The following is a 26,695-nucleotide window of genomic DNA, read 5'->3' as shown; positions in this document are numbered from 1 at the left end:
TCCTAATTTTGTTCTTACTTGAAAGGCTTAACGAACATCAGAAGAAGTGATACAACCAGACCATACAGACCGGTTGTCTCGGCTACCGCCTGTCCAAGAAGCATCGTTGACATGATGTCACCCTTTGCACCCGGGTTACGTCCAACTGCGGAAGCACCGTAGCCGGCAGCGATACCCTGACCGATACCGGGACCGATACCGGAACAAACTGCAATACCTGCACCGATTGCGGATGCAGCGTTGATAATTGTTTCACCTGTAATAGTATTCATGAAATAATTCCTCCAATTCTTGATATTAAAATGTTATTACCCTTCTACATTTCGCTTATTTGCAACAAATGTCATCGTCAGCATACAGAATACATACGCCTGGATCACACCTGAGAACAAATCGAAGTACACATGCAGTGCTGATGGGATACCTATCTTTACAAATATTGGCAGCATACCATAGTAAAGTGCCATCATAACGGTTCCTGCCAGAATGTTACCGAACAAACGCAGTGACAGTGATACCGGTGTGGCAAACTCACTGATTACGTTAATCGGGAAGAACAGGAATATCGGATCGAACAGACTCTTAAATGCACCCCATTTCTGGTAACGAATGGATGCATACTGTATCATGACAAATGATACAAGAGCGATACAGAGCGTCGTTCCGTAATCCGCGGTCGGCGGCCTGAGCATAAATAAGCCGGATATGTTCGAAAAAAGTACAAATATGAACAAAGTTCCGATGTAATTGATATAATGCTTACCTGCTTCTTTTCCCATCGTACTGTTGACGAACTTAATCAGTGATTCTACGGCAAGTTCGACTCCAGTGGCGAATTTACTTGGGTTATCCCTCGTCTTCAGCACACTTCTTCTGGCACAGATTGCCAAGATTGCAATCACCAGCAGTACAATGAAGGTGCAGACATGGGTGGTGGTAATATATACCGTCGTGCCAAAGAAATGAACCGGATACAGTTCATGGATATAGAAATCTACATCTTCCGAGCTGTTACTGATTACCTGTATTCCAGTGGCAAACCCACTCCTCATACGCTTTTCCTCCTTTTTTAGTTTTTGTCAGGCAATTGCATGCACCTGCGGAGTCCACAGACCCACATCCTGCAATCACCCATTGTTTGTATCTTTATGTTCTTCCTCAGGTTCTTCAAGCCCAAGGCGAATCAACACGGTTCGTGTACGTGGCTGGAGATACGCGGAGATCTTCGGCTCCACCATACCGAGCGCCACGCCGGCAAATGCCTGTAACCCAAGAAAAATAGAACCTACCAACAAAGTAAGTGTCACAATCATACGCAACAGACTATTCACGATTACCTTTTTCTTTGCGCCCGCCTCTCCCATATCGAGTGCCTGATCAAGCACATCATAGATATGATAGATGCGCAGTGCCCCACCGAGATTTCCAACAAGCAGTGCAAGCGCAAAAATATAATATGGACGCATAAAAAATGCACCAATCGCCAGAAAGACAATCATACAGACAGCCATACCGATATACATTTCCTTCAATATTCTATGAACCTCTGCCATGCTATGCCTGTCTTTTTGCCTCCATTTACTTGTGCTTATTATCCGAATCATCCAGGAATTTCCGTATAAGAATATACACGGAGCGAAAACCCGCCAGCACACCGATCACGATAAACCATACCATAAAATCTTTCCCAAATATACGATTTATCAGATATGCGATGCCCATGCTTATGAAGATCGTAACCACCATCGTAAACCCAATCTGCGTGATCAGATATAACATCTTCATAACCTGGCTTCTCTCTTTGTTGTTCATTCAAACCCTTCCAATACAATCAGATATACACAAAGTTTATTATATAAGATTTTTCCTTATTTATCAATCATTTATACTTCGAATTAAACAGTATTTCGTAATTGTATTTTTTGCGAAAAGGTTGTCTTTCCCTAATGATTGATGTAAAATAGCGGCATGGAAACGAAATTATTAAACGGAAATAACAAAGAAGCAATCGCATCAGCATCGAAAATCCTGCAGGACGGCGGTTTAGTCGCATTTCCGACAGAAACAGTCTACGGATTGGGTGCCGATGCATTAAATGCAGATGCAGCCGCAAAAATCTATGCTGCCAAAGGACGTCCAAGTGATAATCCACTGATTGTCCACATCGCAGATACCAATGCGGTAGAGAAGCTGGCAGATCTGGAAGCGATGAACCGGACGCACCCGGACATGGTAAAAAAAGCGCACATGCTGATGGAAGCTTTCTGGCCGGGACCGCTGACGATCATCTTTCCGAAGCTTGCCATCGTTCCGGATGGAACAACCGGGGGATTGCCGACCGTTGCGATCCGGATGCCATCCCACCCGATTGCACAAGAGCTGATCCGCACAAGCGGTGTCTCCATCGCAGCCCCATCTGCAAACACTTCCGGCAGACCATCACCGACGACCGCACAGCATGTATGGGAGGACATGGACGGCCGCATCGAGATGATATTAGATGGTGGTGCCGTCGGAATCGGAATCGAATCGACAATTGTCGATATGACAGGCACAATCCCAACGATTCTTCGACCGGGATTTATCACGAAGGAGATGCTCTCCAAGATTATAGGTGATGTGACAATCGATCCGGCCATTATCGAACCGGATCCAAACCTTCGCCCGAAAGCACCAGGCATGAAATATACGCATTACGCACCGCATGGAACGCTCAGCATTGTGGAGGCGGCTGCAGATGAATCCGCTAACCGGGCAAGCCTGCATTCCGGGATTAAGGTCTCTTATAACGCAACCGAAGCCGAGACATTGCGCGTTGCGGAGAAGATCAAAGCACTGGTAAACGAAAAAGAATCACAAGGCTATAAAGTGGCAATTCTCACAACCAAAGAGCATGCTTCCCTATATAAGGATTACCCAAATGTGATGATTGTAGGCGAAGGAAGCAAAGGGCAGACAATCTCTGCACGGCTTTATGCCGCTCTACGCGAATGCGACAGTGAACAAATGGAATATATGTACAGCGAAGCATTTGACCAGAATGAACTCGGTGGTGCCATCATGAACCGGTTGCTGAAGGCAGCTGGTCACAGAGTCATTACCGTGTAGATATCATACATGCAAACCACATTAATATGTATGATGTACATAATTACAATTCTAAAGCAGACCATCGAAGCACGCCGGCACTTAATGAGCGACTGATTTTGTCGCGAATTTAGTACCGCTGCGTGATGAGCTGAGCGGAAGCGCGTCTGCGTAGAATTCGTAATTATGTACATTCTTATATTTATATATGGTTTGCATGTATTTCATAAAATTACAGGAGGATTTAAGATATGACAATCGCAATTGGAAGTGACCACGGCGGATATGAACTCAAACTGGAGGTTATCAAGCATTTGAAGGATCGCGGATTTGAAGTGACAGACTACGGCTGTGACAGCACAGCATCCTGCGACTACCCGATTTATGGAAAATCGGTTGCTGAGGCAATTGCCGCCGGCAAGCAGGATCTTGGTATTCTCATCTGTGGTACCGGAATCGGTATGAGCATGGTTGCAAATAAAGTCGAAGGTGTCCGCGCTGCACTCTGCAGTGACTGTTTCTCTGCACAGGCAACCCGTGAGCACAACAACGCCAACGTACTCTGCATGGGCGCACGCACGATCGGACCTGGTCTTGCACTGATGATCGTAGACAAATTCGTGGATACACCATTCTCAAACGATGAGAGACATGTGCGAAGAATCAAGATGTTTTCATAAAAACATTACACCGTAAATAAGACATAAAATAAGCGAGTATGGCTTGGCAGACATACCCGCTTATTTTTATTCTCTTATTTCCATTTCACATGTTTCAGCTCTCTCCGTGCCTAAACATCCCGCTACAATTGTTCCGGCATCTCCCAATTTTCAAGTTCCTTCCGATATTTCTCATGCTGACGCTCATAAAATTCCATGCACTGTTTCTGCTCTTCTGACAGCTCTGCCGCCTCCAGCCCTCGAGTTTGTTCAAGTAACACCGCATAACAATCCACAAGCCCCTGCAGACTCTTTTTCCCACCGGCTTCGACATCCAGAATACACGACGTTTCCGAAATAGCATTCTGATACCAGACGATTGCTTCATCATAATCTCCCCATTCTTTATAAAAACAGCCAAGCTCATAGCAGATTTCCGCGCATGGCGTATCCAGCATATTCCTTAGGGCATATTTCATAATCTCCGCACCATTGTTCTGCAGCCTTGCAAGATGGGCCAACACACATGCAGCTTCTCTGCCTGCTTCTGCCATCGGGTTTTTCTCCCATTCTCCAAGAAAGAATTTTCTTGCACGTTCAAAATCCAACTGTTCTCCACACTTTAGCAGTTCCTTCGCGTACATCTTGCGAAGCTTTGGTGACAAATCCCCATCCCTCGCATAGATTCTCTCACAGATTTCAAAGTCTCTGCCTCCGTGAACGGTAAGTGGTTTATGTATTATTTCAATATCACTGTCGAACACCACCGGATCTAACCGAACCGTTTCATGCACCGGATCAATCCAGGTAAATGTCCGAAGTCTCCGGAATAACTTTGGACGTAATTCCTTCTTCGCATTCATAACTGTATTGCAGCTTTGCGTGACATACCACATCTGCACAATCTCAATCTCCGGAAGCAGGCACTCCTTCAGATCCCGGAAACGCAGCTGATTCTCTTCATCAAGCATCTCATCTGCATCCGGCGCATAGATATAATCCATTGTCGCTTTGGAAAAAGAGAAATTCCGCGCTGCAGAAAAATCCCCGATCCATGTGAAATCATAAATCTGATTGGTGTACCTCGCAGCAATCTCCTTTGTGTGATCCGTAGAACCTGTATCCACAATAATAATTTCATCCATCAAATGCGCCACGGTATCCAAACACCGCGCCAAAACCTCTTCCTCATTTTTCACGATCATACATAAACTGATGGTTGCCATCTTCCGCACCTCCCTGTCCTGTCCCGACACTTATATTGTTATTATACCTATTTGCACCTTGTTAGACAAGCAAGATTCCTGTTCCTTTTTCGCAAATTTGCTTGACCTGCAGCGGTAAAATGGGTATTCTATATGTTGTGATATTTTATGAACGAAACAGGTTTTTAATAAGAGAGGATTATACTATGAAACAGATTATTTTAACTGGTGATCGTCCAACAGGACGTTTACATGTTGGACATTATGTAGGTTCGTTAAAGGAGCGTGTGAAATTACAGAATTCCGGCATCTATGACGAAATCTATATCATGATTGCAGATGCCCAGGCGCTGACGGACAATGCAGAGCACCCGGAGAAGGTACGCCAGAACATTATGCAGGTTGCACTTGATTACCTTGCATGTGGACTCGACCCAGAGAAGGCAACGATTTTCATTCAGTCTATGATTCCAGAATTAACAGAGCTTACCTTCTATTATATGAACCTTGTCACGGTTTCCCGTGTACAGCGTAATCCGACTGTTAAGGCAGAAATCCAGATGCGTAACTTTGAAGCAAGCATTCCAGTTGGCTTCTTCTGCTATCCGATCAGCCAGGCAGCCGATATCACAGCCTTCCGCGCAACACATGTGCCAGTTGGTGAAGATCAGATGCCGATGATTGAGCAGTGTAAGGAAATCGTACACAAATTTAATACCGTCTATGGCGAGACACTGACTGATCCGAAGATTGTACTTCCGGAAAACAGTGCATGCTTACGTCTCCCGGGTATTGATGGCAAGGCAAAGATGAGCAAGTCACTTGGCAACTGTATCTACCTTGCAGAGGAACCGGAAGATATCAAGAAAAAGGTTATGTCGATGTTTACCGATCCAAATCACCTTCGTGTCGAAGATCCGGGACAGGTTGAGGGTAATCCGGTATTTATTTATCTGGATGCATTCAGCAAGCCGGAATATTTTGCAGAGTTCCTTCCAGAGTATTCCGGTATGGACGAGTTGAAAGAGCATTATACCCGCGGTGGCTTAGGTGATGTAAAGGTAAAGAAATTCCTGAACAATGTACTTCAGGCAGAGCTTGCCCCAATCCGTGAGCGTCGTAAGATGTGGGAGCAGAAGCTTCCGGATGTCTATGATATCCTGAAAGCGGGCAGTAAAAAAGCAAGAGAGACTGCCTCCAAGACACTCGAGGATGTTCGTCGTTCTATGAAGATTGACTACTTTGATAATGATAATCTGTTAAAAGAATAATTTTGTTAAACAAATAAGCATCTCTGCCTGTAGGCAGGGATGCTTATTTATTTGACGGATAAGATAAACAGGCATACGCAACATGCAAGGCGACAGCCGAAGATGCACATGTCTGTTACGATTCAAATGTACGAAGAACGAAGGAATCGCAATTTTTTATATTCTCTTTAATTTATTTAGCAGTTGCTCATCACTCATCCGGAACACATCATCAATAATCCAGATATGCATATCCCGTGCACGTTGTTTGAAAAATATCGTTCCGGTCGTATTGTCACAGGCTCGCGCTAAGACAAGTGCCTTTCTGGCATATTTCCCGCCAAACTTCCGTGATACCGTTTCCAGTTCATGCAGGGCACTGCCTCCCGCTTTTCCACTTTTACAGGATATAAAGATAGGACACACCTGCTTCATCAAAATTACATCGATCTCATTCATCGTATCATATCCGGGATTTGCGGTGTCATGCACCTCTCCATCCCAATCAATATGTGCACCGATCACAGCGTCCGAGAATAAATATCCTTCTCGTGTTGCCACCTCATACACATGCAGCTCCAACATATTTCCCGCTTTGGCAATAATTTTTTTAATTTGATTATTCTTAAATCGGAACAGAACTTTCTTTCCATGTTCCTCATAATCCCGCAACATACCAATCTCATATAAATCACGCAACAGGTGAATTGCATCGCCAAGCTGATTAATATATAACTCCTCCCAGCCTTCTCTCTGGTCCGGAGTGTTCTTCCGCAGTTCATCGATCAAACCGCAATGCTTATTCCAGTCCCCGCGATACCTGCGGCACAGATCCCACATGATTCGAATGTCCTCACGAAACTGATCTGTGAATTTCCATTCAGAGATACTTCCGGTTTCCTTTGTAAGCAGACCGCCATGCAACATAATATCTTCCGCGATACTGATGTTAAAATGATAATCGGACGTAATCACTTTCGACCCAACGATATCAATCTCCTTTCCGGTAAATGGGTCAATACGCAACTTACTTACTTCCATCCGCGCAGAAATACATCCAAGTGCGATCAAAAGCATCTCACTGCCGCCCGTCAAAGCAAAACGAATACCCGGATATTCCCGGATAATGCCAGCCAGAGTTCCTATAATACTATCCAGATCGTCCTTTGGAACCTCCAAAAACTCCAACTCCACATCCGGGCATTTGTGATCACGAAACTGTTCAATATCACGAATCTGTTTCGTAATCATATTATCCTTATGTCCCATGAATATCACCCGTTCCGGTAGATATTTCATCATCACCATTACATTCTCGATTGGTTCCTGTGAGAAGAATTTCACGATTGCTTTTGTTCTCTCCATGTAACCTCCTCCTTTATAAAAACATTGCAAAAGTACCGACTCCCTGATACTTTTGCAATGCTTCATCATTTATTCCCTATTGCATGGATGCAAATAACGCAGCTATCTCCTCCGGTGACAGCGTCCGGTTTGGATTGTCATCCACCGGCATAGCCGACATTGGTTCCGAATGTTCTGACTCCGCATCCGCATAGACCGTTGTATCCGTCATATCCTGTTCCGCTTCATGCACAGCTTCTGCAACCTCTTCCACATGTGCTTCCTCTGTGGCATCATCTGTGTATTCCTGCTGTGGAAACGGAATCACATCTGCATTTTTTACATCAATTACCGGTTTATCTGCCTGCAGATTTCCAAGCAGCGCATCAATCATATTCTGATCCAACATACCTGTACTCGCTGCTTCTTCCTTGAATTCTGCCTCTTCTTTTAGCTCTTTGTCCGCGCTGCCGCCATACTGCGAGAAGAAATCCTCCATATCAAATGCGGGCTTTGACTCTTCTGTTGGCGCAGCTTCTGCCACTACTGCCTCCGGTTCTTCTGTTGGTGTAGTTTCTGCCACTACCGCCTCCGGTTCTTCTGTTGGTGTAGTTTCTGCCACTACCGCCTCCGGTTCTTCTGTTGGTGTAGTTTCTGCCACTACCGCCTCCGGTTCTTCTGTTGGTGCAGCTTCCGCCACAGCCACTTCCGGTTCTGCCGTTAATGCAGCTTCTTCGTCCGTTTGTACAGCATCGGTCCGAGTCAGACTATCATCTACAAATGTATCTGTTGTTTCAGCGATATCCACCGTTTTTTGTTGTGCTGGCTCTGTCGAAACATCCGCTGCCTGTGGTGCCGCCACATACTTTGATACCTCGATTGTATCTACAGTCTCATGTAATGCCGTTAACTGTATAGTCACCTGCTGCAACTGTGCAACCACAGCCTTCACATCACTGGTCAGCTTTCCTAACTCTTCTAACACCAGAGCAGTATGATCCGGCTCTTTCTGTGCCTGCAAAGCCTCCTTCATTTCCAGTTCTTTCTGTATCTGTTCCGCCTGCTGTGCGGCTTCCTCTTCTTTCTTTCGGTCATAATTGATGAGAATCTTAACCGTCTTTTTCAACGCCTCGTCCAACTGCTCTGCCTGAGAAGAAAGGTATGTATTTGTCTTTCTCTGCTGCACATAAGAGGCCTTTGCCAGACGTTCCATGTCGTTCAGGATCTCAGTATCATCCTTCTTCGCATATTCCTGCAGGGTCTTTGTTACATACTCCTGCATTGCCTGCTCCTTTGCAACCTTTATATCTACTACAGACAAAAGCAATGCATAGATACTTCCAATCAACACGAGCGAAATCACCGCAATATATACTACTTTTGAATGATACGCAAGCATACAATAGCTCCACGCCAAAAGTGCCGTGAAACTGATCATACCAAGCGTTACCATTCTCTTATAACGATTCCCCATCTGTCTTCTGCCTCCCTGTTTTTCTCCACAGATCATCCTTTATAGTGTTTCTCCGGATCTGCGAACTTCGTATATTTTCCAATCCATCTTAAATCTACGCTGCCGGTCTCACCACTACGTTGTTTTGCAATGATAATCTCCGCTGTCTGCGGTTTCGTCGTCGTCTCCGGATTGTAATATTCGTCTCGATAAATAAACATAACCACATCGGCATCCTGCTCGATAGAGCCTGACTCTCGCAAATCCGAAAGCACCGGTTTGTGATCTGGCCTTGCATCTACCGCCCGGGAAAGCTGCGACAATGCAATAATCGGAATCTTCAATTCCTTTGCCAAATTCTTAAGAGCACGGGAAACCTCTGCAATAAACTGCTGCCGGCTTTCCACTGCCCGGCTCGGACTCATCAACTGCAGGTAGTCAATCATTATCACCTGTACGCCATAGTTCTGTTTCCATTTTCGCGCAATTGACCGAAGTTCCGATATCGTAACGGAAGAATTTTCCTCTATGTACAACGGAGAATTAGCAACTGCCTCGGTACTTTCAATAACCTTATCCCAGTCATCATCCGACAAATCTCCGACTTTCATGCTTTTCGAATCTACCATTGCATCCACTGCCAGAATACGGCTTGCAAGCTGCTCCTTACTCATCTCCAAAGAGAAGAATCCAACCGGAATGTGTTTCATCACCGCCAAATGGTGTGCGATATTTAGGACAAATGCAGTCTTACCCATCGCAGGTCTGGCTGCCACAAGCAGAAGTTCACCGGCATGCATACCGGTCAACATATTATCCAAATCCCGAAATCCGGTCGGAACACCCGTGACCTTTCCATCGTTTCTTGCCGCTTCCTCCATCTCACGGATGACGTTCATGACAATCTCACGAATTGGCACAGTATCTTCCGATCCGTTCCGATTCTGAACCAATTTGAAGATGCTCTGCTCTGCACGTTCCATAATCAGCTCTACCGGTTCCTGTGACAAATATCCATCCTTCTCCGTATTCTCACAGAGCTTGATCAACTGGCGAAGCGCCGCCTTATCTTTGATTATTTTTGCATAATCTTTTACAGGGGCATACAATGGCGCTGACTGCACCAACTGTGCCAGTGTCACAGCATTCGCAATTTCTTCCGGTATATCCTTCATGCGCAGGCGTTCAGTCAATGTAATCGGATCTACACTCGCACCTTCCGTGTATAATTCCATCATATTGTCAAACAGAATACCATACTGCTTGTTGTAGAAATCTTCTCCCGTCAGAAGATCCACAAGATCTGTGATTGCATCCCGATTCACCAACATAGCTCCGATAATTCCCTGTTCAGCCTTATCATTATGCGGTTGTATACGTCTTATTGTATTCTCATCCATAATTTTAAATTACTCGAATTATGCTTCCTCAATCTTAACAGTCAATTCCGCCGTTACCTTTGCATGCAATTTGATTCCTACTGTGCGTGTACCGGGAGCCTTGATTGCATCCTTCATCACAATCTTCTTTTTGTCAATATCATGTCCAAGCTGTGACTTAATCGCCTCTGCAATTTCCTTGGACGAGATCGATCCGAATGTTCTTCCGTTTTCACCCATCTTGATTGGTAATATCACGCTTTCCTTCTCAATCTGTGCGCCAAGCGCCTGTGCCTCTGCCAGGACTTCCGCAGCAACCTTATCTTCATGTGCCTTCTTTAACTTCAGATCATTCATATTCTTGGATGTCGCCTCGATGCCAAGCTTCTTTGGAAGCAGCATGTTTCTGGCATACCCATCGGATACATCTACGATCTGATCCTTTTTTCCGAGACTTTTTACATCCTGTAATAAAATAACTTTCATGTTCTATTCCTCCTATCCTGATATGAGTGATTGGCTGGCTTAAATATCCCCTTCACGATACATCTCATCCAGAAGTGTCTTTAACTGAATCAAAACCAGCTCATTAGAGCTATTTGTAAACTGTGCTCCGGCGATATTTGCATGACCGCCACCACCCATCTTCTCCATGATAATCTGTACATTTACATCGTCAACCGAACGTGCACTCATATAGACCGTACCATCCTTCTGTGTCGTGACAAACGATGCTCGGATACCATCGATATTAAGCAGATCGTTTGCAACCTTCGCAGCAACCACGGTCGGTGCATCCGACTCCTTCGGATCTACGGTAGAGATTGCAAAATGTTCCATGTAAATCTCCGAATTGATCACACCTTCTGCCAACTGACGATAGGTATACATATCGCTCCGGAACATCTTTCTGACACGAACCACATCTGCACCACTTCGACGCAGATAAGATGCCGCATCAAATGTACGTACCCCTGTCTTTGTCAAGAAATTATCTGTATCAATCACAATACCTGCATACATGGCATCTGCCTCAATTGGACGAAGCTTCACCTTGCCCTCGATGTATTGCAGGATTTCGGCGATCATCTCACACGCCGAACTTGCATACGGCTCGATATAGGAAAGGGTTGCATTCTCAATCACTTCATCCGACTGTCTGTGGTGATCAAATACCACGATGGACTTTGCCAGACTGAGCAGCTCCTCACACTCTGTCATGCTTGGTTTGTTCACATCCGTTACAACCACAAGGGTATTCGGGGTTACCCGGCTGATCGCCTGTTCACTGTTGATGATCATATCATCTCCATACACGCTGTTACCCATGAATCCGCTGATGATTGGCCGAATCGCAGATGTCACTTCATTTACAACAATATATGCCTTTTTATTTAATGTCTTCACCAATCGGTAAACACCTACAGCAGAACCAAACGCATCCGCATCCGGACGTTTATGTGCCATGATGATTACACTGTCTTTTGTTGTTAACAATTCCTGGAATGCCTGCGCTTTTACTCGTGCTTTTACAGTTGCCGATTTCTCTGTACCTGCACTCTTTCCTCCAAAGTACGTTGTCTTATCACCGTATTTGACTACCGCCTGATCGCCACCCCGGCCAAGCGCCAGTCCAATGGCTGTACGAGCACGTTCATATGCCTGCGCAAAGCTGTCCGTACCGGCCCCAACGCCGATACTCAATGTGACCGGAATCTCATTTCCGACATTAATACTCTTAACTTCATCCAGAATCGCAAATTTTGTCTCGCGAAGCTGCGGCAGATACTGCTGACGGAACACAAAGAAATACTTGTCTTTCTCCAGCTTCTTTCCAATTGCATCAATTGTTGAGAGATACATGTTGATTCGTCGGTCAACTAACGCTTCCACCAGCGAATGACGAACCTCCTCGGTATTCTCCATTACCTCATCATAATTATCAATATACAAAAGTCCGGCAACCAGCTTCTGGTCTTCATTTTCCTTCTTATATGTCCGAAGCTCTGTCTCATCATAAAGATACAATGTAATCATGGCATCCGCCTGGTGATCCACGATTGCATCCTCGTCAGAATCAACCAATGCCTCCGTGAAATCAATCCGTCGAAGAATCGCGCGATACATATGGTCTTGATAATCCAGATCCATCTGTATCTCTTCCGAAGACAATACATCCGCGTCTATTGCCGGAAAGAAATTCGCAATATTTTTGCGGATACGTTTTGGGGAACCAACTCCGATCTCCTCAATAAACTTCGCATTGCCCCACAGAATCTTCCCATCTGTGTCCAGCAAAGCATATGGAATATCCAGTTCCTTTAAGAGTTCCTTCTGGATCTGCCCCTGTTCCAATGCGAACCGGAAAACCACAGGCATAATCGCTGCTTTCATCACGATAAAAAATACAACTTCACACACGACAAAGATAACCACAGCTCCGGCAGCAATCACACCACTTTTCCTGTCATACGCGTACAGTACAATTACCATACCAACCAAAAGCAATGTAAGTGCCAGCGGCATCAGAAGATACCGCTCTATTTTCTTTTTTAAGACCTTTTCGTTATTCATCGATTCTCACCTGTCACCGTTTCATCAAACGGCCTCTCCCAGTGACTATTTTGCGATATTCGCAAGTCTTTCCTTTACCTGCTCCAATGTCTCTGTATACTTCTGCAGCTTTGCACGCTCTTCCTCAACCTTTGCTGCAGGTGCCTTATCTACAAACTTTGGATTTGCAAGCATACCGGATGCACGCTTGATCTCAGCCTCTAACTTTGTCTGTTCCTTCGTCAGACGCTCAATCTCCTTCTCGATATCAACAAGCTCTGCAAATGGGATGTAGATTGCTGCATCATGGATTACAACCGATACCGCATCATCTGCAATTCCGCTCTTATCCGCCTGCACATGTACTTCATTTGCATAACCAAGCATAGCGAAGAAGTTTGTACTTGCTGTAAAGATTGCACGAATGTCTTCCTTTGGAGATACAACATACACGCTTGCTTTTCTGCTCGGTGCAACATTCATCTCTGTACGTACATTACGGATACCGCGTACGGCTTCCTTGATCTTATCTACGGCTGCTTCATCTGCCTTGAAATCAAATGCCTTATCATATTCCGGCCACTTGGAAATCATGATTGATTCCTCGTCCGTCAATGTACAGAAGATCTCCTCTGTAACAAATGGCATATATGGATGCAACAGCTTCAAACCGGTTGTAAGCACTGTTTTGAGTGTCCAGAGTGCTGCTGCCTTTGTCTCATCGGCGTCATTCCAGAGTCTTGGTTTTACCATCTCAATATACCAGTCACAGAACTCCTCCCAAAGGAAATCGTAAAGCTTTGATACCGCGATACCAAGCTCGAACTTCTCCATGTTGTCTGTCACTTCCTGTACGAGATCATTCATCTTAGATAAAATCCACTTATCTGCGAGTGTGAATCCATACTGCTTCATAGCTGCATCGACATCGGCTGTCATAGCAGCATCAATACCTGTGATATCAGCCTTCTCAATATTCATCATGATAAATCTGGATGCGTTCCAGATCTTATTCGCAAAGTTACGGCTTGCTTCCACTCTCTCCCAGTAGAAACGCATGTCGTTACCCGGTGCATTTCCGGTAATCAATGTGAAACGAAGCGCATCTGCACCATACTTGTCGATGACCTCCAGCGGATCGATACCATTTCCAAGGGATTTACTCATCTTACGTCCCTGATCGTCTCTGACCAGACCATGGAAGAGTACCGTGTGGAACGGAAGCTTGCCTGTCTGCTCGATCGATGAGAATACCATACGGATGACCCAGAAGAAGATAATGTCGTATCCCGTTACAAGTACATCTGTTGGGAAGAAGTAATCCAGATCTTCTGTCTTGTCCGGCCAGCCGAGTGTAGAAAATGGCCAGAGTGCAGATGAGAACCATGTATCCAGTGTGTCCTCGTCCTGCTTTATATTGTTGCTTCCACATTTTGGACAGGTGCAGACAGTTTCCTTCGATACGATCGTCTCACCACAATCCTGACAGTAATATGCCGGAATCCGGTGTCCCCACCAGAGCTGTCTGGATACACACCAGTCACGGATATTATCCAGCCAGTTGTAGTATGTCTTGTCCATACGCTCCGGAATCAGCTTCAGCTTGCCGCTTACAACCGCTTCTTTTGCCGGTTTTGCCATCTCGCTCATCTTCACGAACCACTGTGGCTTTACAAGCGGCTCTACCGTCGTCTTACAACGGTCATGTGTACCGACCATATGCTTATGTGGTACAACCTTTACGAGAAGTCCGAGTGCATCAAGATCGTCAACCATTGCCTTTCTTGCTTCGTATCGGTCCATGCCTGCATACTTACCGCCAAGATTATTGATTGTTGCATCATCATTTAAAATATTAATTTCCGCAAGGTCATGACGTTTTCCGACTTCAAAATCGTTCGGATCATGTGCCGGTGTAATCTTTACACATCCGGTTCCAAAATCTTTATCTACATACTCATCGGCAATCACCGGAATCTCGCGATCGGTCAGTGGCAGTTTCAGCATCTTGCCAACGATATCCTTGTATCGCTCATCCTCAGGATTTACTGCGACAGCAGTATCTCCGAGTAATGTCTCCGGTCGAGTCGTTGCGATCTCTACAAACCTGCCTTCCTCTCCTACTACCGGATAATTGATATGCCAGAAAAAACCATCCTGCTCCTCATGCACAACCTCTGCATCAGAAATGGATGTCTGACAGACCGGACACCAGTTTACAATACGGGATCCACGATACATATATCCTTTTTCATACAGTTTACAGAATACCTCTGTAACTGCCTTATTATTGCCTTCATCCATCGTGAAACGCTCACGATCCCAGTCCGCAGATGAGCCCATCTTCTTCAACTGGTTGACAATCTTACCGCCGTATTCTCTACGCCAGTCCCAGACACGCTCCAAAAACTTCTCACGTCCAAGGTCTTCCTTGTCAATGCCTTCCTTTTTCAGTGCCTCAATTACCTTAACCTCTGTTGCAATTGCGGCATGATCGGTTCCCGGCTGCCACAGTGCATTGTACCCCTGCATCCGCTTAAAACGGATAAGAATATCCTGCATGGTGTTATCGAGCGCATGGCCCATGTGCAGCTGTCCTGTAATATTCGGTGGTGGCATCACAATTGTGAACGGCTTTTTACTCCGGTCTACCTCCGCATGAAAATATTTGTTTTCAACCCATTTTTCATACAGACGCGGCTCAATCTCCGCCGGGTTGTAGTTCTTCTCTAATTCCTTAGCCATTTCTTTCTTCCTCCATATATGAATGATATCGTGCAGTACAACTACACAATCAAACTTCTTAATACAATGTATATGCGGCCCTGTTTTATAATTCCAGATTATACGTGGCAAGCAGTTCCCGAATATAACTTTCAATACCAGGATTTGCCGCAATACTTGTCTTCAATGCTGTCATGGCATTCTCGCGGATTTTCTCACAGCTTGCCATCTTCTCGCGGATCTTCTGACGCCGCACATTCAAGCCATGTTTAATCTCAACCATCTCTCGTCGGTCAATCAGTGCATTTGTCTGATTCTTCCACACCATCGGATCCGTTACTCCCACATCCGAAAGCTGTTTTACCAGCCGGTCACAGGCCAGATAATAACTTTCACTTGCCTGTGAATATTTTTTCGCATCCCGCTGCATCTGGTTGTATAAATCCCATTGAAACATTAGTTCTTTCCCGGAATTTACACCATATTTCTCATATATATAATCCAATGTATTTGTATTATTGACATATTTTGCTTTCACTTTGTTCAAAAGCGATACTGCACGTTGCAGCTTTGCATCGGTCTCCCGCACGCGCCGGCTGATATTGGCATATCGTATATAACATCCCGCAAAACAGATAACCGCTATGGTTCCCTCAATTGCTGCGGGCAGCGTCACATCCTGCTTGGATGCCAATGCCACCACAAATAACGTAATACTGACCAGAAGGAAAAGTACCAAAACGACAATCAGCGCTCCGCGAATCCGGTCCGCACGGTCTGTATCTTCCACACGGGAATACTTCAAATCTTCTTTTTCCCCTTCCAGATACCCCATATCGTTTTTCAGCATGGAATCCCGCATCTCCATATCATTGAGATTGCGAATCGTATCAGGAATTTCTTTTTCCAACCGCTGCATTGTACGATACTGCTCTGTCGTAAGCAGAGTCTCTGACTGCTGATATTGGGCTCGATTGCCATCAAGCTTCTCGATTTCCTGTGCAGTATCCACAATATCCTCCGCAAGGTTCACCGGCAGTTCCTCAATCCGTTGAATATCCACCAGATAATCTGTCACGAGCTTATACTCCTGCCGCATATCTTCCATGTGATACTTCACATCAACCAACTGCTCACAGAAATCACCAACGGTCTTTCTCTCCCTATTTGAAGATACCGTCTCTTTGACTTCATTTCGAATCTCCGGATCGACACGATCCTTCAACACAGCCTTTTGTGCTGCACGCTTCGCTTTCTCTTTGTTACGCTCCGCTCTTGACTGATTTTTCCGCTTTCTGCGTTCTTCCCGCATGCGTTCCTGTTCTTCAATCAAGGCGTCATATTCGGCATCGTCTTCATCTAGATATGCCTTGATTTTCTGAAACATTCCCATCAAATCGCCTGCTCTCTGAATTCATCCTTCAATTGTCCAAGTATAATATCCATTCTTTTATCGTAATCAATCATGTCCTTATTCATACGATTATATACCGCACGCTGTAACATAGAGAAAATCGTCATCTCACGAACATCTTCATTGGAATCTCCAATCTCAATCATCAGATTCTCGAAATTATCATCATCGAGGTCAAACTTGCGCATCTCCTGCTTCAGTGTCGTTGCATCATTACCTGCAGAAAATACAATCAGATAACTGCGCAGACTTTCCTCGTTTCCATTCAATTCATACGCTTTCATGAAATAGTGTTTTGCATCCTCCACATCCATGTTGTTGGCAGCCGCCACCCCACGGTTATGATAGACATTTCCTAAGAATACCTTGTCCGTAATATCCTGCTGATTGTCCAAAATCTCATCATAAATAGATGCTGCCTTAATGTATCTGCGATAGCCAAGATAGCTGTCCGCTTTCAGTTTCTTGCGCTGGCTCGCAGTCAGCCTGCGATATTTCTGCCATGCTTCCACATAAGTTGCAATCTCATCCGGCGTATAATAATCCCCCGCATTCAGGATTTCCACAAGCAGATCCTGTGCAAATGTCGCCTTGTTCGAAAGTGCCACCAGCTTTGCTGCAAGCTCCGGCATATCCAGCTCATCCCGAATCCAGTCAAAAAGCTTCTCTGAAAGCGAAGATTTCGAGATTAGCACGGTATTATTGTAGATATAAAAGCAAAGCTCCTCGTAGGTGTTGATTTCCACCTTTGTATTCAGGAAGATAAACGGATGCGATGCTTCCTTTCTTGTACATAAGATAATTTTTGACATTAAACATCAAACTCCTTACGATAAATCTTGTTCGTGGTCGGAAATAATTTTCCAAACCCGACATCCTTAATGATAAATGCGCCATGATGCGGATTTTCAAATTCCACCTCAACAGAAAATTTTGACGTCTTGTTCGGGCGCTTCGGAATTCCATGCAGTTTCACAACTTCACGTTCTTCCTCCCCGGTCTTTCGGTTTCTGTATACCAGTGTCAAAGAATCTGTGTCATCCAATATAATACTTATCTTGCCATGGATGTTGTACCACTGTCTGCCACCCAGAGCAATCGGAATAAATCTGTCTTCTTCATCCTCCGAAGAAATTCCCACATCAAAGATCACATTTTCTTTTGTCTCTACAAAATATTTTTTATAAAACTCACCATATTCGCCACCGACTGCCTTGTAGCAGGCACCCTTCGTATATATATTCTGTCCGGCAAATACACGTCTGCCCTGCGTCAGCAGCTCGCGCGACTTGTTCAGCCACTTCTCCGAAAATCCAAGCCCAGTCAGATAAATAGACGAAATATATGTCTTTTTTGTCTCGTTCGCAACAATCTTTGCAAATGTAACATCCATCAGGATATTATCCCCACCAAATGCTGCCAGATTGAAGTTCTCGGAATAATCCTCATGTGTCACGCTGATCGTATTCAGCTCCTGACCATGTGAGATATCGATTCTATAATAATGAAGTCCATCTGTATTGTAATCAAATAATCCAACACTGTTTGTTCTCAGACTTTCATCCTGATTGAAAATATAATACAAGCCACTGTCAAGATGACTTGTAATCTCCACTTGTTCCTTCTCCACTCCAAGTTCTTTGTAGAAGGTTGAAAGCACGCGGAACAGATCCTTGTTATATTCCGGAATCGTAATTACAAGTTTTTTTACCGTCGCCCCTTCATAGCGATACAGGAAAGAATCGACATGCATCTTGAGCATCATCAAAAACAGCTTTCTGTAACTGTATCGCGTATTATGCACCTCGACGGTCTCCTCGCTTCGGGCATTCTGAAACAGTTCATCCAATACAATACCCTGTTCCTTGAATCGTGCCTCAGAAGCTTCAGAACCAACATACCACTCTCCGGTCTCTAACCCGAAGAACAGGATGTTCGGCATCATATACGTTTCTTTATTATTCAATTGGTTGACTGTCTCCGGTTCCCGCGAGATATCGTTATAAAAACTGATCTGCGTGGAATCCGAGCACAAATCCATACCTATATAATATGCCTCTGACATGTCTTCTTCCTTTCGTACTTCTATCCATTTCTGTGCCTTGCAATACGCAGGTTTCCCTGAGATATTACAGTATACTCAAATTCTCTTCAAACAGATGTACCGTATTCAAATATACATCCAATGTCTCTAAAAGCTCATTGTCCTCACGCATCTCCTGATTGACAAGCATACTGTTAATAATCTCGAAACGGTTACGATCCTTGCGGTTAAACGCTTTGGACTTCAGTGATTCACTCTCCACCACATAAGAAGTGCCCTGCTTATCATCCGAAATCTCATATACCAGACGTTCGCCGTGGAACACCACATATTCCTTCACATACATACCCGGAATCATCTCATCCAGAAGCTCTGTCTTATAAATCAGATTCTGTCTGGATCCGGTATCAAATGCATACTTGACTGTCACCTGCTTGCCCGGTTCACTCTTATAGATCAGATATGTCTTTAACATGACATCCTGCGGCAATTTAATAAATGACTGAAAGCTCTTATAAAACGGAAGCAGCTTTCCTGCATCCATGAATTTTCCTACCGCATCCTTGATCCATGTCTTCTGCTCCGCTGTGTAGCGGTCCAGCTTAGAGAAATGATGCAGCATCGACATACGCGAAATCTCATCTTCAATATTGCCCTTCTGTATCTCCTGATACAGGCAGTCAAAGACACCGCTTGGTATCTGTGCATCCTTAATCAGATAATTATAACATGCAAAACGCAGGAACGCCTTCACAACAAGTCCCCGATTTCTGCCTGCATAGTATGCAGTAAAGATGTCGTAGATGTACTCAACATTTCCCATCGCAAACATCATCTGTGCCAATGTATTTTCTGCCAGCAGAGAAATATCCCTGACACGATTACGCACCGTCTTAAAGATACCTGCCAGTTCTTCCAAATCACCCTTATAATGATTGATGATATAGACAAGAATCCGTTCATTAACCTTACCAGATTTATACAGGTGGATACAAATTGAAAGCAGGTCTTCATTTAAGAATCCGTTGCTATCCTCCACACCATAATCCGCCAGACGATACAGTTCCTCGCTGTCGATCTCATCAAAGCCATACAACTTCACCGCCTGGAATGCCTTATCGAACATGTTCATATCAACCATGTACGCAATCATCACACGCGCATTTGCATGATTTAAGTATTCAATGTCCAGTTTTTCCAGATATTTCGTGAGAACCTCGTTATCCAGATTCTCGTGGTAATACTCAATAATATTCAGATATGCCTGCTGCTTGTAGTCGTATGAGATCTCATCACAGTTGACAATATCCCGCGCGGCGTTTACTTCTATTGCCTTCTTAAAAGTAAAATCACCAAGCTGCTCATAATTGTGCAGCAACACCCGGTAATCCCTCGGACTGTATTTGCAGCAGATATCCATATATGCGTTCTCGTCTACAATTCGCTCCAACCGATACGGAATGGATCCTGCATAACGGTTTCCGGCGCCATCCTCGAAGATGATAGATGCGGTATTCGACAAGATCTCCACATACGCTTCACCATTTACGATTGGTACACGCTGGACCTCTTCTAACTCCTGATGTGTGACGATCACGGCACGAACACCTTTATTGAAGCAGACAAGTTTTCTCCGGAAAATAATGTTGATCAGTTTGCTTGCATACATCGGGCTGACCGTCTCCGGCTCTAAGAATTCATCATATAATACAGTCAGATCATCACTGACCTTCCCACTGATGATCATATTCTCCATGAAATCCTGCATTGTTGTCGCATATTCATGGTACACCTTCATATGCTGGGATTTGTTATAAATCACGTTTGCATATAAATACGCAAGCTCTTTTTCCGAAAGTGTATTCTTATAATTCAGATACATCAAAACCGACTGCGGAATCAGATCGTATCTGGAAAAATTCATACTCTTGACAAAACACTCATTCAATCCGATAAACTTCAGATTCCGCTCGACTGCATCCCGGTAGAACCGATGGTATTTGTTGTCCAGTTTTCCTGCACTAATCAGCATTGAACAGATACTTGACAGTACTTCATCACTCTTTTTCTTGGAATAGATGCTATCCATAATCTCGAAGATCTTCGCATCAAACGTACGGAACGATGCTGCAAGCTGGATAAATGCCTCAATTACCTCATCAGACAGGTACTGATGGCGCAATCCCCAGCGAATTGTTGTGACCTCAAGATCTGTGATATGTTTCAGCAAAAGTGGATTGTTGTTCAAAACCTCACACAATTCCATGTACATCAAAGGACTATTGTAACCGCCCTCGTACAGATTCCTTATTTCTCGATACAATGCGGTCTGGTCATTGTTATAAGTATCATCCACAAACAACAACAGCCAAAAATAAAAAATCTTGTCATCCTCTGTGCAATAACTCCGGCGAATCAGTTCCCGCGCCTGATCAGTTGCCCGATGGTCCTTGCTTACCATCGCCTTTAAATAAGCATAATAGCAACTCTGTTTGTTGTTCATACCGGAATTATCAACATCTGCTTCGATACGAAGGAACTCCTGCTCTACCTTCTCCGTCTCTCCCTGCATAATATTCATATGCATTGTACCAAGACGATAGAGGTCCTCTTCCGGTACATAGCGTGCCAGATTATTAAATGTAAACAATGTCGTACTGATGTATTCCCGAAGCTGGATTCGTCCCATCCGGTAATCCATATAAGTCTTGATCAAACGGACCTGATTGGTCTTGATCAAGTGTGTCTTACTTCCCGGTTTTGAGATCTTGATTTCTTTTTCTGCCGGTTTGGACAGATTAATTTCAATCTCGATGGTCTGATAGACATTTTCAATAATAATTCTTCCGGATGTCACACCATCCGGAATATTCTCCGGTGAAATCAGAACATCCAGAGAATACAGATTTCCGTAGAAATCCGCACTTGTGATCACCTTTCTTGCAGGAATGATAAAATCCTCCGTAGAGCGAACCGTGGAACTACTGTATCCCCATGTATTCTTACTAATATTAATCGATATCTTGGAAAGCTCCTCCGGGAACTCCAGATTTACCTTTGCCTTCGATACAGACAGTGTAAGTGCACGTTTCTTATGCACATACACAAGGAACTCCTCAAGTGCCTGATTCACAGACTGGCTTTCCATCAAGCTGTTGTAAATCTGCTTTATAACCGGGTCACGATTGATAAATGTCCGTTTAAAATCATCACGCACAAACACACGCGCAGCTTCTGACCAGTTACTTTCGGCAAGGGTTGCAAATTTAAAGAGGTCGTCAATTTTCTGACCCCCATACTTTACATATGGTGTTGTAATATCAATGTCATACATGATTTTAAATTCACCGCCATCGGTGATGACACTGATATGTCCTTTGTAATTCTTTCCTGCTTCCAGACAGGTTGCATCAAATGTGAATCCGACATCAAAGGTTTTTGCTATAAATGTGTGCTGGTTGAAACGCAGCATATACCGGCTGTCATATACCATCGCTTTGATGACATGGCTGTTCGTACTACTTACCTTGAAGACACCCTCATACAAAGTTCCCGATTCAATATTCAGTTTTAAAAACTTTTCCGATATAGCGACCTCAGGCCGGTCTACCTGAAATTCGCCCTTTGCATAATGCTCTACTATCGCCTTCATGGTATCTCCTTTATTTCTTGGCTTCGTACTGAAATCCTACTTGTCATTCGTCTGTTTAATAGGTATAATTAACGGTAAGAGGGTATAGTTCACCCACTATCCCCTTTTAACACATATCACATTATAACAAACCCCCTTTCTTTTTTCAAGACAGGGTTATAAATGGTTTGTTTCTGTTAGTATAGGAGGATTTTATGAATAACGGGCCACTTCGCATCGAACAGTATGAGACTGTCCGATATGATATAAACTGTAATCCACTTGGCGTTCCGGAGAGTGTAACACGCGCAATCATAGAGAACATTGATGCAGTCGGATGCTATCCGGATACCTATTATGAACCTTTAAAAAATGCAATTGCCTCATACGCCGGTTGCGCTCCGGAGCATCTGGTACTCGGCAGTGGCAGTTCGGACCTGCTTCGCCTCTTTGTCGCGCTGCTTGCCCCCAAAAAAGCATTACTTCCAATTCCATCCGCTATAGATTACGAACATGTATTGTCTGTATACGGATGCGAAACCGTTTTTTATGAGATGGATATCAACCAAGATTATCATTTAGACATGGATGATTTCATATCCCATTTGACAGATGACCTTGATCTGGTGATTCTGGGAAACCCGAACAACCCAACTTCACAGGTCATTGACCGGGCAGAGGTTGAGAAATTAGCTACCGCCTGCAACGAACATGGCATTTCGCTTTTGATTGATGAGATGTATATTGAATTTACAGAAAATTACGAAAGCCGCACTGCTATTTCCCTTGTAAACACTTATGAGAATGTTATCATTCTCCGCAGCGTATCCAAGTTTTTCTCAGTGCCTGGCTTACGGCTTGCCTATGCCATTATGAACAATGAAACAAATATGACGATCATCAACATGACAGCCACGCCAAACAGCATCTCCTGCCTGACCGCGGCTGCATGTACTGCAATGCTCGAAGATAATTCCTATATCCGGGAATCCCACTCGCGCATCTTCACCGAGCGCAATCTGATCTACTCGGCAATGAGCACAAACAAAAATCTGCGGTTGTTTAAACCAAGTGCGAATTTCGTGTTAATGCAGATCCTGAAAGAGGATGTGACCGCGAAATCCCTCCTGGCACATTGCAACCTGAAAGGCATTGTACTTCGAAACTGTGAGAATTTCCATGGCTTAGATTCTCATTTCGTGCGGTTCTCCATCATGAATCCGATGCAGAACGACCTGATGGTAAATACGATTTTGGAATTGCTGCGATAGCAGTATGTGATAAAATATATAAATCGTTTGACACAGACCAATATTTAGAAGAAAAAGAGCGGCCGGAACAGCATATCTGTTTCCAACCGCTTTTTGTTATAGTAATCCCATGTTGTTATATTTATGCAAGTTCTTTCTCGCTCATCACAAGTGCAGATGCGATTACCGCATCCATATCATAATACTTGTACTCACCAAGGCGTCCACCAAAAATCACATGCGATTCCTGCTCACCAAGCTCCTTGTACTGCTGATACAATGCACCGTTTTTCTCATCATTCACCGGATAATACGGTTCATCCCCCACCTTCCACTCGGAAGAATACTCACGGGATACAACCGTCTTTGGCAGATCATTGCCAGAATCGTCTTTGCCAAATTCGAACCATTTGTGTTCGATAATACGGGTCCAAGGAGTCTCCGCATCTGTATAGTTCACTGCCGCATTTCCCTGGAAGTTTGGCTGATCCAGAAGTTCTGTCTCGAACCGGACCGAACGATACTCCAGTGCACCAAGCTTATAATCAAAATATGCGTCTATTGCACCTGTGTAGACAACCTTCTCTGCCATTGCATCATACTCTGCCTTGTTTGCGAAATAATCTGCTGAAAGCTTCACCTGGATACCATCAAGCAGGTTTTCGACCATCTTTGTATATCCGCCCATCGGGATTCCCTGATACAGCGCATTGAAGTAATTGTTATCAAATGTCAGGCGAACCGGAAGACGCTTGATAATAAACGCCGGAAGCTCTGTACATGGACGTCCCCACTGCTTTTCCGTATAGCCTTTTACCAGTTTCTCGTAGATATCTGTTCCAACTAGGCTGATTGCCTGCTCTTCCAGATTTTTCGGTTCTGTGATACCTGCTGCCTGCTTCTGCTCTTCAATCTTTGCAGCAGCCTCTTCCGGTGTTACCACACCCCACATCTTATTAAATGTGTACATGTTAAATGGCAGACTATAAAGCTCACCCTTGTAATTTGCAACCGGCGAATTTGTAAATCGGTTGAACTCTGCAAATTTTGTAATATAATCCCACACCCGCTTATTATTTGTGTGGAAAATATGCGCACCATATTTGTGTACATGGATGCCCTCTACATCCTCTGTATACACATTTCCGGCGATATGCGGCCGCTTGTCGATTACAAGCACCTTTTTCCCTTTTTCCTTTGCCTGCTGTGCAAATACCGCACCATAAAGTCCGGCACCTACAACCAGATAGTCATACTGTTTCATTCCTGTTCCTCCTGTGAATTTTTCCCTTTTTTATTCATAATAACTGCAAGTCCGCAGACCGCGAGAAGTATATAAAACGGAGCATATATGTACAAATACCGCGCTCGTGCTTCAAACAATACCTCAAATATCGATAACCCGATTATACTCAACATGACCACATTCTTTTCATCTGTCCGCTCTGAAAAAGCTGCAAATATACTGAAAAGCAAACATGTGATCCACAACATCTGTACAAAATTCGACCAGACTGTGTAGTACTTTCCCTCTGAAGCATGATCTCTTGTATAGTATAATCCGCGAAAAAACTGTTCTCCTAAAGATCCTGTATTTTCACGAACTTCAAAAAAGAATGTGCCTTCTCCACTCCAGCCAAATGTTCCATCATAATAGTTCGTCAACGTTTTTCGTGTGAATTGATTTATAACGCCTCCAACGCCCATTTCCCGAATGCGTAACCTTGCCCGTTCCCAATCTGCTGCATCCCGTTCTTTCACCGTTGCATACGAATCCGAAAAACCGACATCTTCCGGGCACCAGACACCAAGTCCTTCCGGGCACTGCCCCATCATAAAATAATGCGGCATACGAAATTCCCGCTCGGTATCAAGAGGCACATTCATACTTCGAACCGCTGCACCCGCAAGCAAGATTGCCACAATTATTCCCCCAAAAGCACCGGCTGTACATTGCAACATCTTTTTCCAATCCAGCCCTTGTCTTTTTTTGAGCACCGTCACGATTAGAATTGCAATTAGAACAATTATAATCTGCGGCTTGATTTTATATCCGAATCCGGATAGTATGCCAATCGCTGCCCACGGCAAGAACACAAGCCGACATTTGTTTCGATTCAAATAAATATACAAAATCCAAACCGGGAATATCAATCCCATTGAATCCGAATATGGAATAGATACCCACGGGGACATTCCAATCAATAAAACATATACCGCATACCCAAGCACTACAAATCGATTGTCACTGACTAACTTCTTTAGTATCTTCGCAAACAGAAATCCTGTCAGTACATTTAATGCACACTGCACGCACAGAACTAAAACATATTCAAATGCATGAAATCCTATCACGTGTGCCACCCTATATATCATTGCGAAAATCCATCCAAGGAAAAGATTATTCGGATATTTCGAAAAATACTCCTTATATATAGATAAATCTTCCCCATGCGCAACACTATGCGATAAAAATATCAATGTCCTAGCATCCCAATCTGTAGAAAAAAAGTAACACTTTAACGCGTACACCTGTGTCAGTAATAATATTACAGATATAATTATCATCCATCGGTTCGCGCGCGCAATCCGCGAGGCAGCAAGCTCTGCCACACAACTCAATCCGGCAACAAAAATTATTCCAAACGGCAGCAAGGCAAACACAGGAATATAATTCTGATAAAACTCTGATCGGCCAAAGT

21 protein-coding genes are annotated in these 26,695 nt (G+C 44.1%); 4 read left to right on the top strand and 17 right to left on the bottom strand.

The genetic code is table 11. The features are described from left to right. Nucleotides 1-14: 14 nt before the first annotated feature. From atpE to KP625_RS10030, 4 genes are all read right to left on the bottom strand, one after another. Nucleotides 15-272 carry an ATP synthase F0 subunit C gene (atpE, locus tag KP625_RS10045; RefSeq protein ID WP_177970481.1) on the bottom strand — a complete coding sequence of 86 codons (258 nt, stop codon included), beginning with the start codon at nucleotides 270-272 and terminating at the stop codon, nucleotides 15-17. A gap of 36 nt (nucleotides 273-308) precedes the next feature. Then, nucleotides 309-1,052 carry a F0F1 ATP synthase subunit A gene (atpB, locus tag KP625_RS10040; RefSeq protein WP_238297649.1) on the bottom strand — a complete coding sequence of 248 codons (744 nt, stop codon included), beginning with the start codon at nucleotides 1,050-1,052 and terminating at the stop codon, nucleotides 309-311. Between the two features lie 75 nt (nucleotides 1,053-1,127). Continuing rightward, nucleotides 1,128-1,553, bottom strand: coding sequence for a hypothetical protein (locus KP625_RS10035; RefSeq protein WP_238297647.1), 426 nt, complete (start codon nucleotides 1,551-1,553; stop codon nucleotides 1,128-1,130). A gap of 25 nt (nucleotides 1,554-1,578) precedes the next feature. Beyond that, the gene (locus tag KP625_RS10030; RefSeq protein ID WP_177970478.1) at nucleotides 1,579-1,812 is read right to left on the bottom strand and encodes an AtpZ/AtpI family protein; all 234 of its coding nucleotides are present in this window, start codon (nucleotides 1,810-1,812) and stop codon (nucleotides 1,579-1,581) included. Nucleotides 1,813-1,968: 156 nt separating this feature from the next. Between KP625_RS10030 and KP625_RS10025 the strand changes: the two genes are divergently transcribed. Together KP625_RS10025 and rpiB are read left to right on the top strand one after the other, a co-directional pair. After that, entirely contained in the window at nucleotides 1,969-3,108 is a 1,140-nt protein-coding gene (locus KP625_RS10025; protein WP_238297646.1) for an L-threonylcarbamoyladenylate synthase, read from the top strand. 230 nt (nucleotides 3,109-3,338) lie between these two features. After that, entirely contained in the window at nucleotides 3,339-3,767 is a 429-nt protein-coding gene (gene rpiB, locus KP625_RS10020; protein WP_177970476.1) for a ribose 5-phosphate isomerase B, read from the top strand. Nucleotides 3,768-3,889: 122 nt separating this feature from the next. Here the strand turns inward: rpiB and KP625_RS10015 are convergent, their stop codons facing one another. Beyond that, nucleotides 3,890-4,972, bottom strand: a complete 1,083-nt coding sequence (locus KP625_RS10015; RefSeq protein ID WP_238297644.1) for a glycosyltransferase — start codon at nucleotides 4,970-4,972, stop codon at nucleotides 3,890-3,892. A gap of 185 nt (nucleotides 4,973-5,157) precedes the next feature. Between KP625_RS10015 and trpS the strand changes: the two genes are divergently transcribed. Further along, complete coding sequence (trpS, locus tag KP625_RS10010; RefSeq protein ID WP_238297642.1) at nucleotides 5,158-6,222, top strand: tryptophan--tRNA ligase; 1,065 nt, start codon at nucleotides 5,158-5,160, stop codon at nucleotides 6,220-6,222. 156 nt (nucleotides 6,223-6,378) lie between these two features. On the opposite strand, the gene KP625_RS10005 is transcribed toward trpS, so the two are convergent. The 10 genes from KP625_RS10005 to KP625_RS09960 all read right to left on the bottom strand — a co-directional run bounded on the left by KP625_RS10005 (nucleotide 6,379) and on the right by KP625_RS09960 (nucleotide 22,764). After that, nucleotides 6,379-7,566: a Card1-like endonuclease domain-containing protein gene (locus tag KP625_RS10005; RefSeq protein WP_238297640.1), complete on the bottom strand. Its 1,188-nt coding sequence runs from the start codon at nucleotides 7,564-7,566 to the stop codon at nucleotides 6,379-6,381. Between the two features lie 76 nt (nucleotides 7,567-7,642). Beyond that, complete coding sequence (locus KP625_RS10000; protein ID WP_238297638.1) at nucleotides 7,643-9,055, bottom strand: hypothetical protein; 1,413 nt, start codon at nucleotides 9,053-9,055, stop codon at nucleotides 7,643-7,645. After that, nucleotides 9,052-10,398 (bottom strand): replicative DNA helicase, encoded by a 1,347-nt coding sequence (gene dnaB, locus KP625_RS09995; RefSeq protein WP_177969501.1) that lies wholly within the window; start codon nucleotides 10,396-10,398, stop codon nucleotides 9,052-9,054. The genes KP625_RS10000 and dnaB overlap by 4 nt, the downstream gene beginning before the upstream one ends. An 18-nt stretch (nucleotides 10,399-10,416) precedes the next feature. Beyond that, nucleotides 10,417-10,863 (bottom strand): 50S ribosomal protein L9, encoded by a 447-nt coding sequence (rplI, locus tag KP625_RS09990; RefSeq protein WP_177969502.1) that lies wholly within the window; start codon nucleotides 10,861-10,863, stop codon nucleotides 10,417-10,419. A 39-nt stretch (nucleotides 10,864-10,902) separates the two neighbouring features. Continuing rightward, complete coding sequence (locus KP625_RS09985; protein WP_177969503.1) at nucleotides 10,903-12,951, bottom strand: DHH family phosphoesterase; 2,049 nt, start codon at nucleotides 12,949-12,951, stop codon at nucleotides 10,903-10,905. 45 nt (nucleotides 12,952-12,996) lie between these two features. Beyond that, entirely contained in the window at nucleotides 12,997-15,675 is a 2,679-nt protein-coding gene (locus KP625_RS09980) for a valine--tRNA ligase (RefSeq protein WP_238297636.1), read from the bottom strand. Nucleotides 15,676-15,760: 85 nt separating this feature from the next. After that, nucleotides 15,761-17,041 carry a hypothetical protein gene (locus KP625_RS09975; RefSeq protein WP_238297634.1) on the bottom strand — a complete coding sequence of 427 codons (1,281 nt, stop codon included), beginning with the start codon at nucleotides 17,039-17,041 and terminating at the stop codon, nucleotides 15,761-15,763. A 5-nt stretch (nucleotides 17,042-17,046) separates the two neighbouring features. Further along, on the bottom strand, nucleotides 17,047-17,880 hold the full coding sequence (locus KP625_RS09970; RefSeq protein ID WP_238297632.1) for a hypothetical protein: 834 nt from the start codon (nucleotides 17,878-17,880) through the stop codon (nucleotides 17,047-17,049). Continuing rightward, on the bottom strand, nucleotides 17,880-19,133 hold the full coding sequence (locus tag KP625_RS09965; RefSeq protein WP_238297630.1) for a DUF5716 family protein: 1,254 nt from the start codon (nucleotides 19,131-19,133) through the stop codon (nucleotides 17,880-17,882). Before KP625_RS09965 ends, KP625_RS09970 begins: the two co-directional genes overlap by 1 nt. A 64-nt stretch (nucleotides 19,134-19,197) precedes the next feature. Continuing rightward, nucleotides 19,198-22,764 carry a DUF5717 family protein gene (locus KP625_RS09960; protein ID WP_238297628.1) on the bottom strand — a complete coding sequence of 1,189 codons (3,567 nt, stop codon included), beginning with the start codon at nucleotides 22,762-22,764 and terminating at the stop codon, nucleotides 19,198-19,200. 194 nt (nucleotides 22,765-22,958) lie between these two features. Between KP625_RS09960 and KP625_RS09955 the strand changes: the two genes are divergently transcribed. After that, nucleotides 22,959-24,014 (top strand): pyridoxal phosphate-dependent aminotransferase, encoded by a 1,056-nt coding sequence (locus KP625_RS09955; RefSeq protein ID WP_238297627.1) that lies wholly within the window; start codon nucleotides 22,959-22,961, stop codon nucleotides 24,012-24,014. A 121-nt stretch (nucleotides 24,015-24,135) separates the two neighbouring features. On the opposite strand, the gene glf is transcribed toward KP625_RS09955, so the two are convergent. Next, nucleotides 24,136-25,257 (bottom strand): UDP-galactopyranose mutase, encoded by a 1,122-nt coding sequence (gene glf, locus KP625_RS09950; protein ID WP_238297626.1) that lies wholly within the window; start codon nucleotides 25,255-25,257, stop codon nucleotides 24,136-24,138. Next, nucleotides 25,254-26,369, bottom strand: a complete 1,116-nt coding sequence (locus tag KP625_RS09945; protein ID WP_238297625.1) for a hypothetical protein — start codon at nucleotides 26,367-26,369, stop codon at nucleotides 25,254-25,256. The genes glf and KP625_RS09945 overlap by 4 nt, the downstream gene beginning before the upstream one ends. Nucleotides 26,370-26,695 lie beyond the last annotated feature (326 nt).

The organism is Eubacterium sp. MSJ-33 (assembly GCF_022174665.1).
GTDB lineage: Bacteria > Bacillota > Clostridia > Lachnospirales > Lachnospiraceae > Coprococcus_C.
Note: the sequence above shows the minus strand (reverse complement) of the source record. Positions and strands in the feature narration are given on the sequence as shown.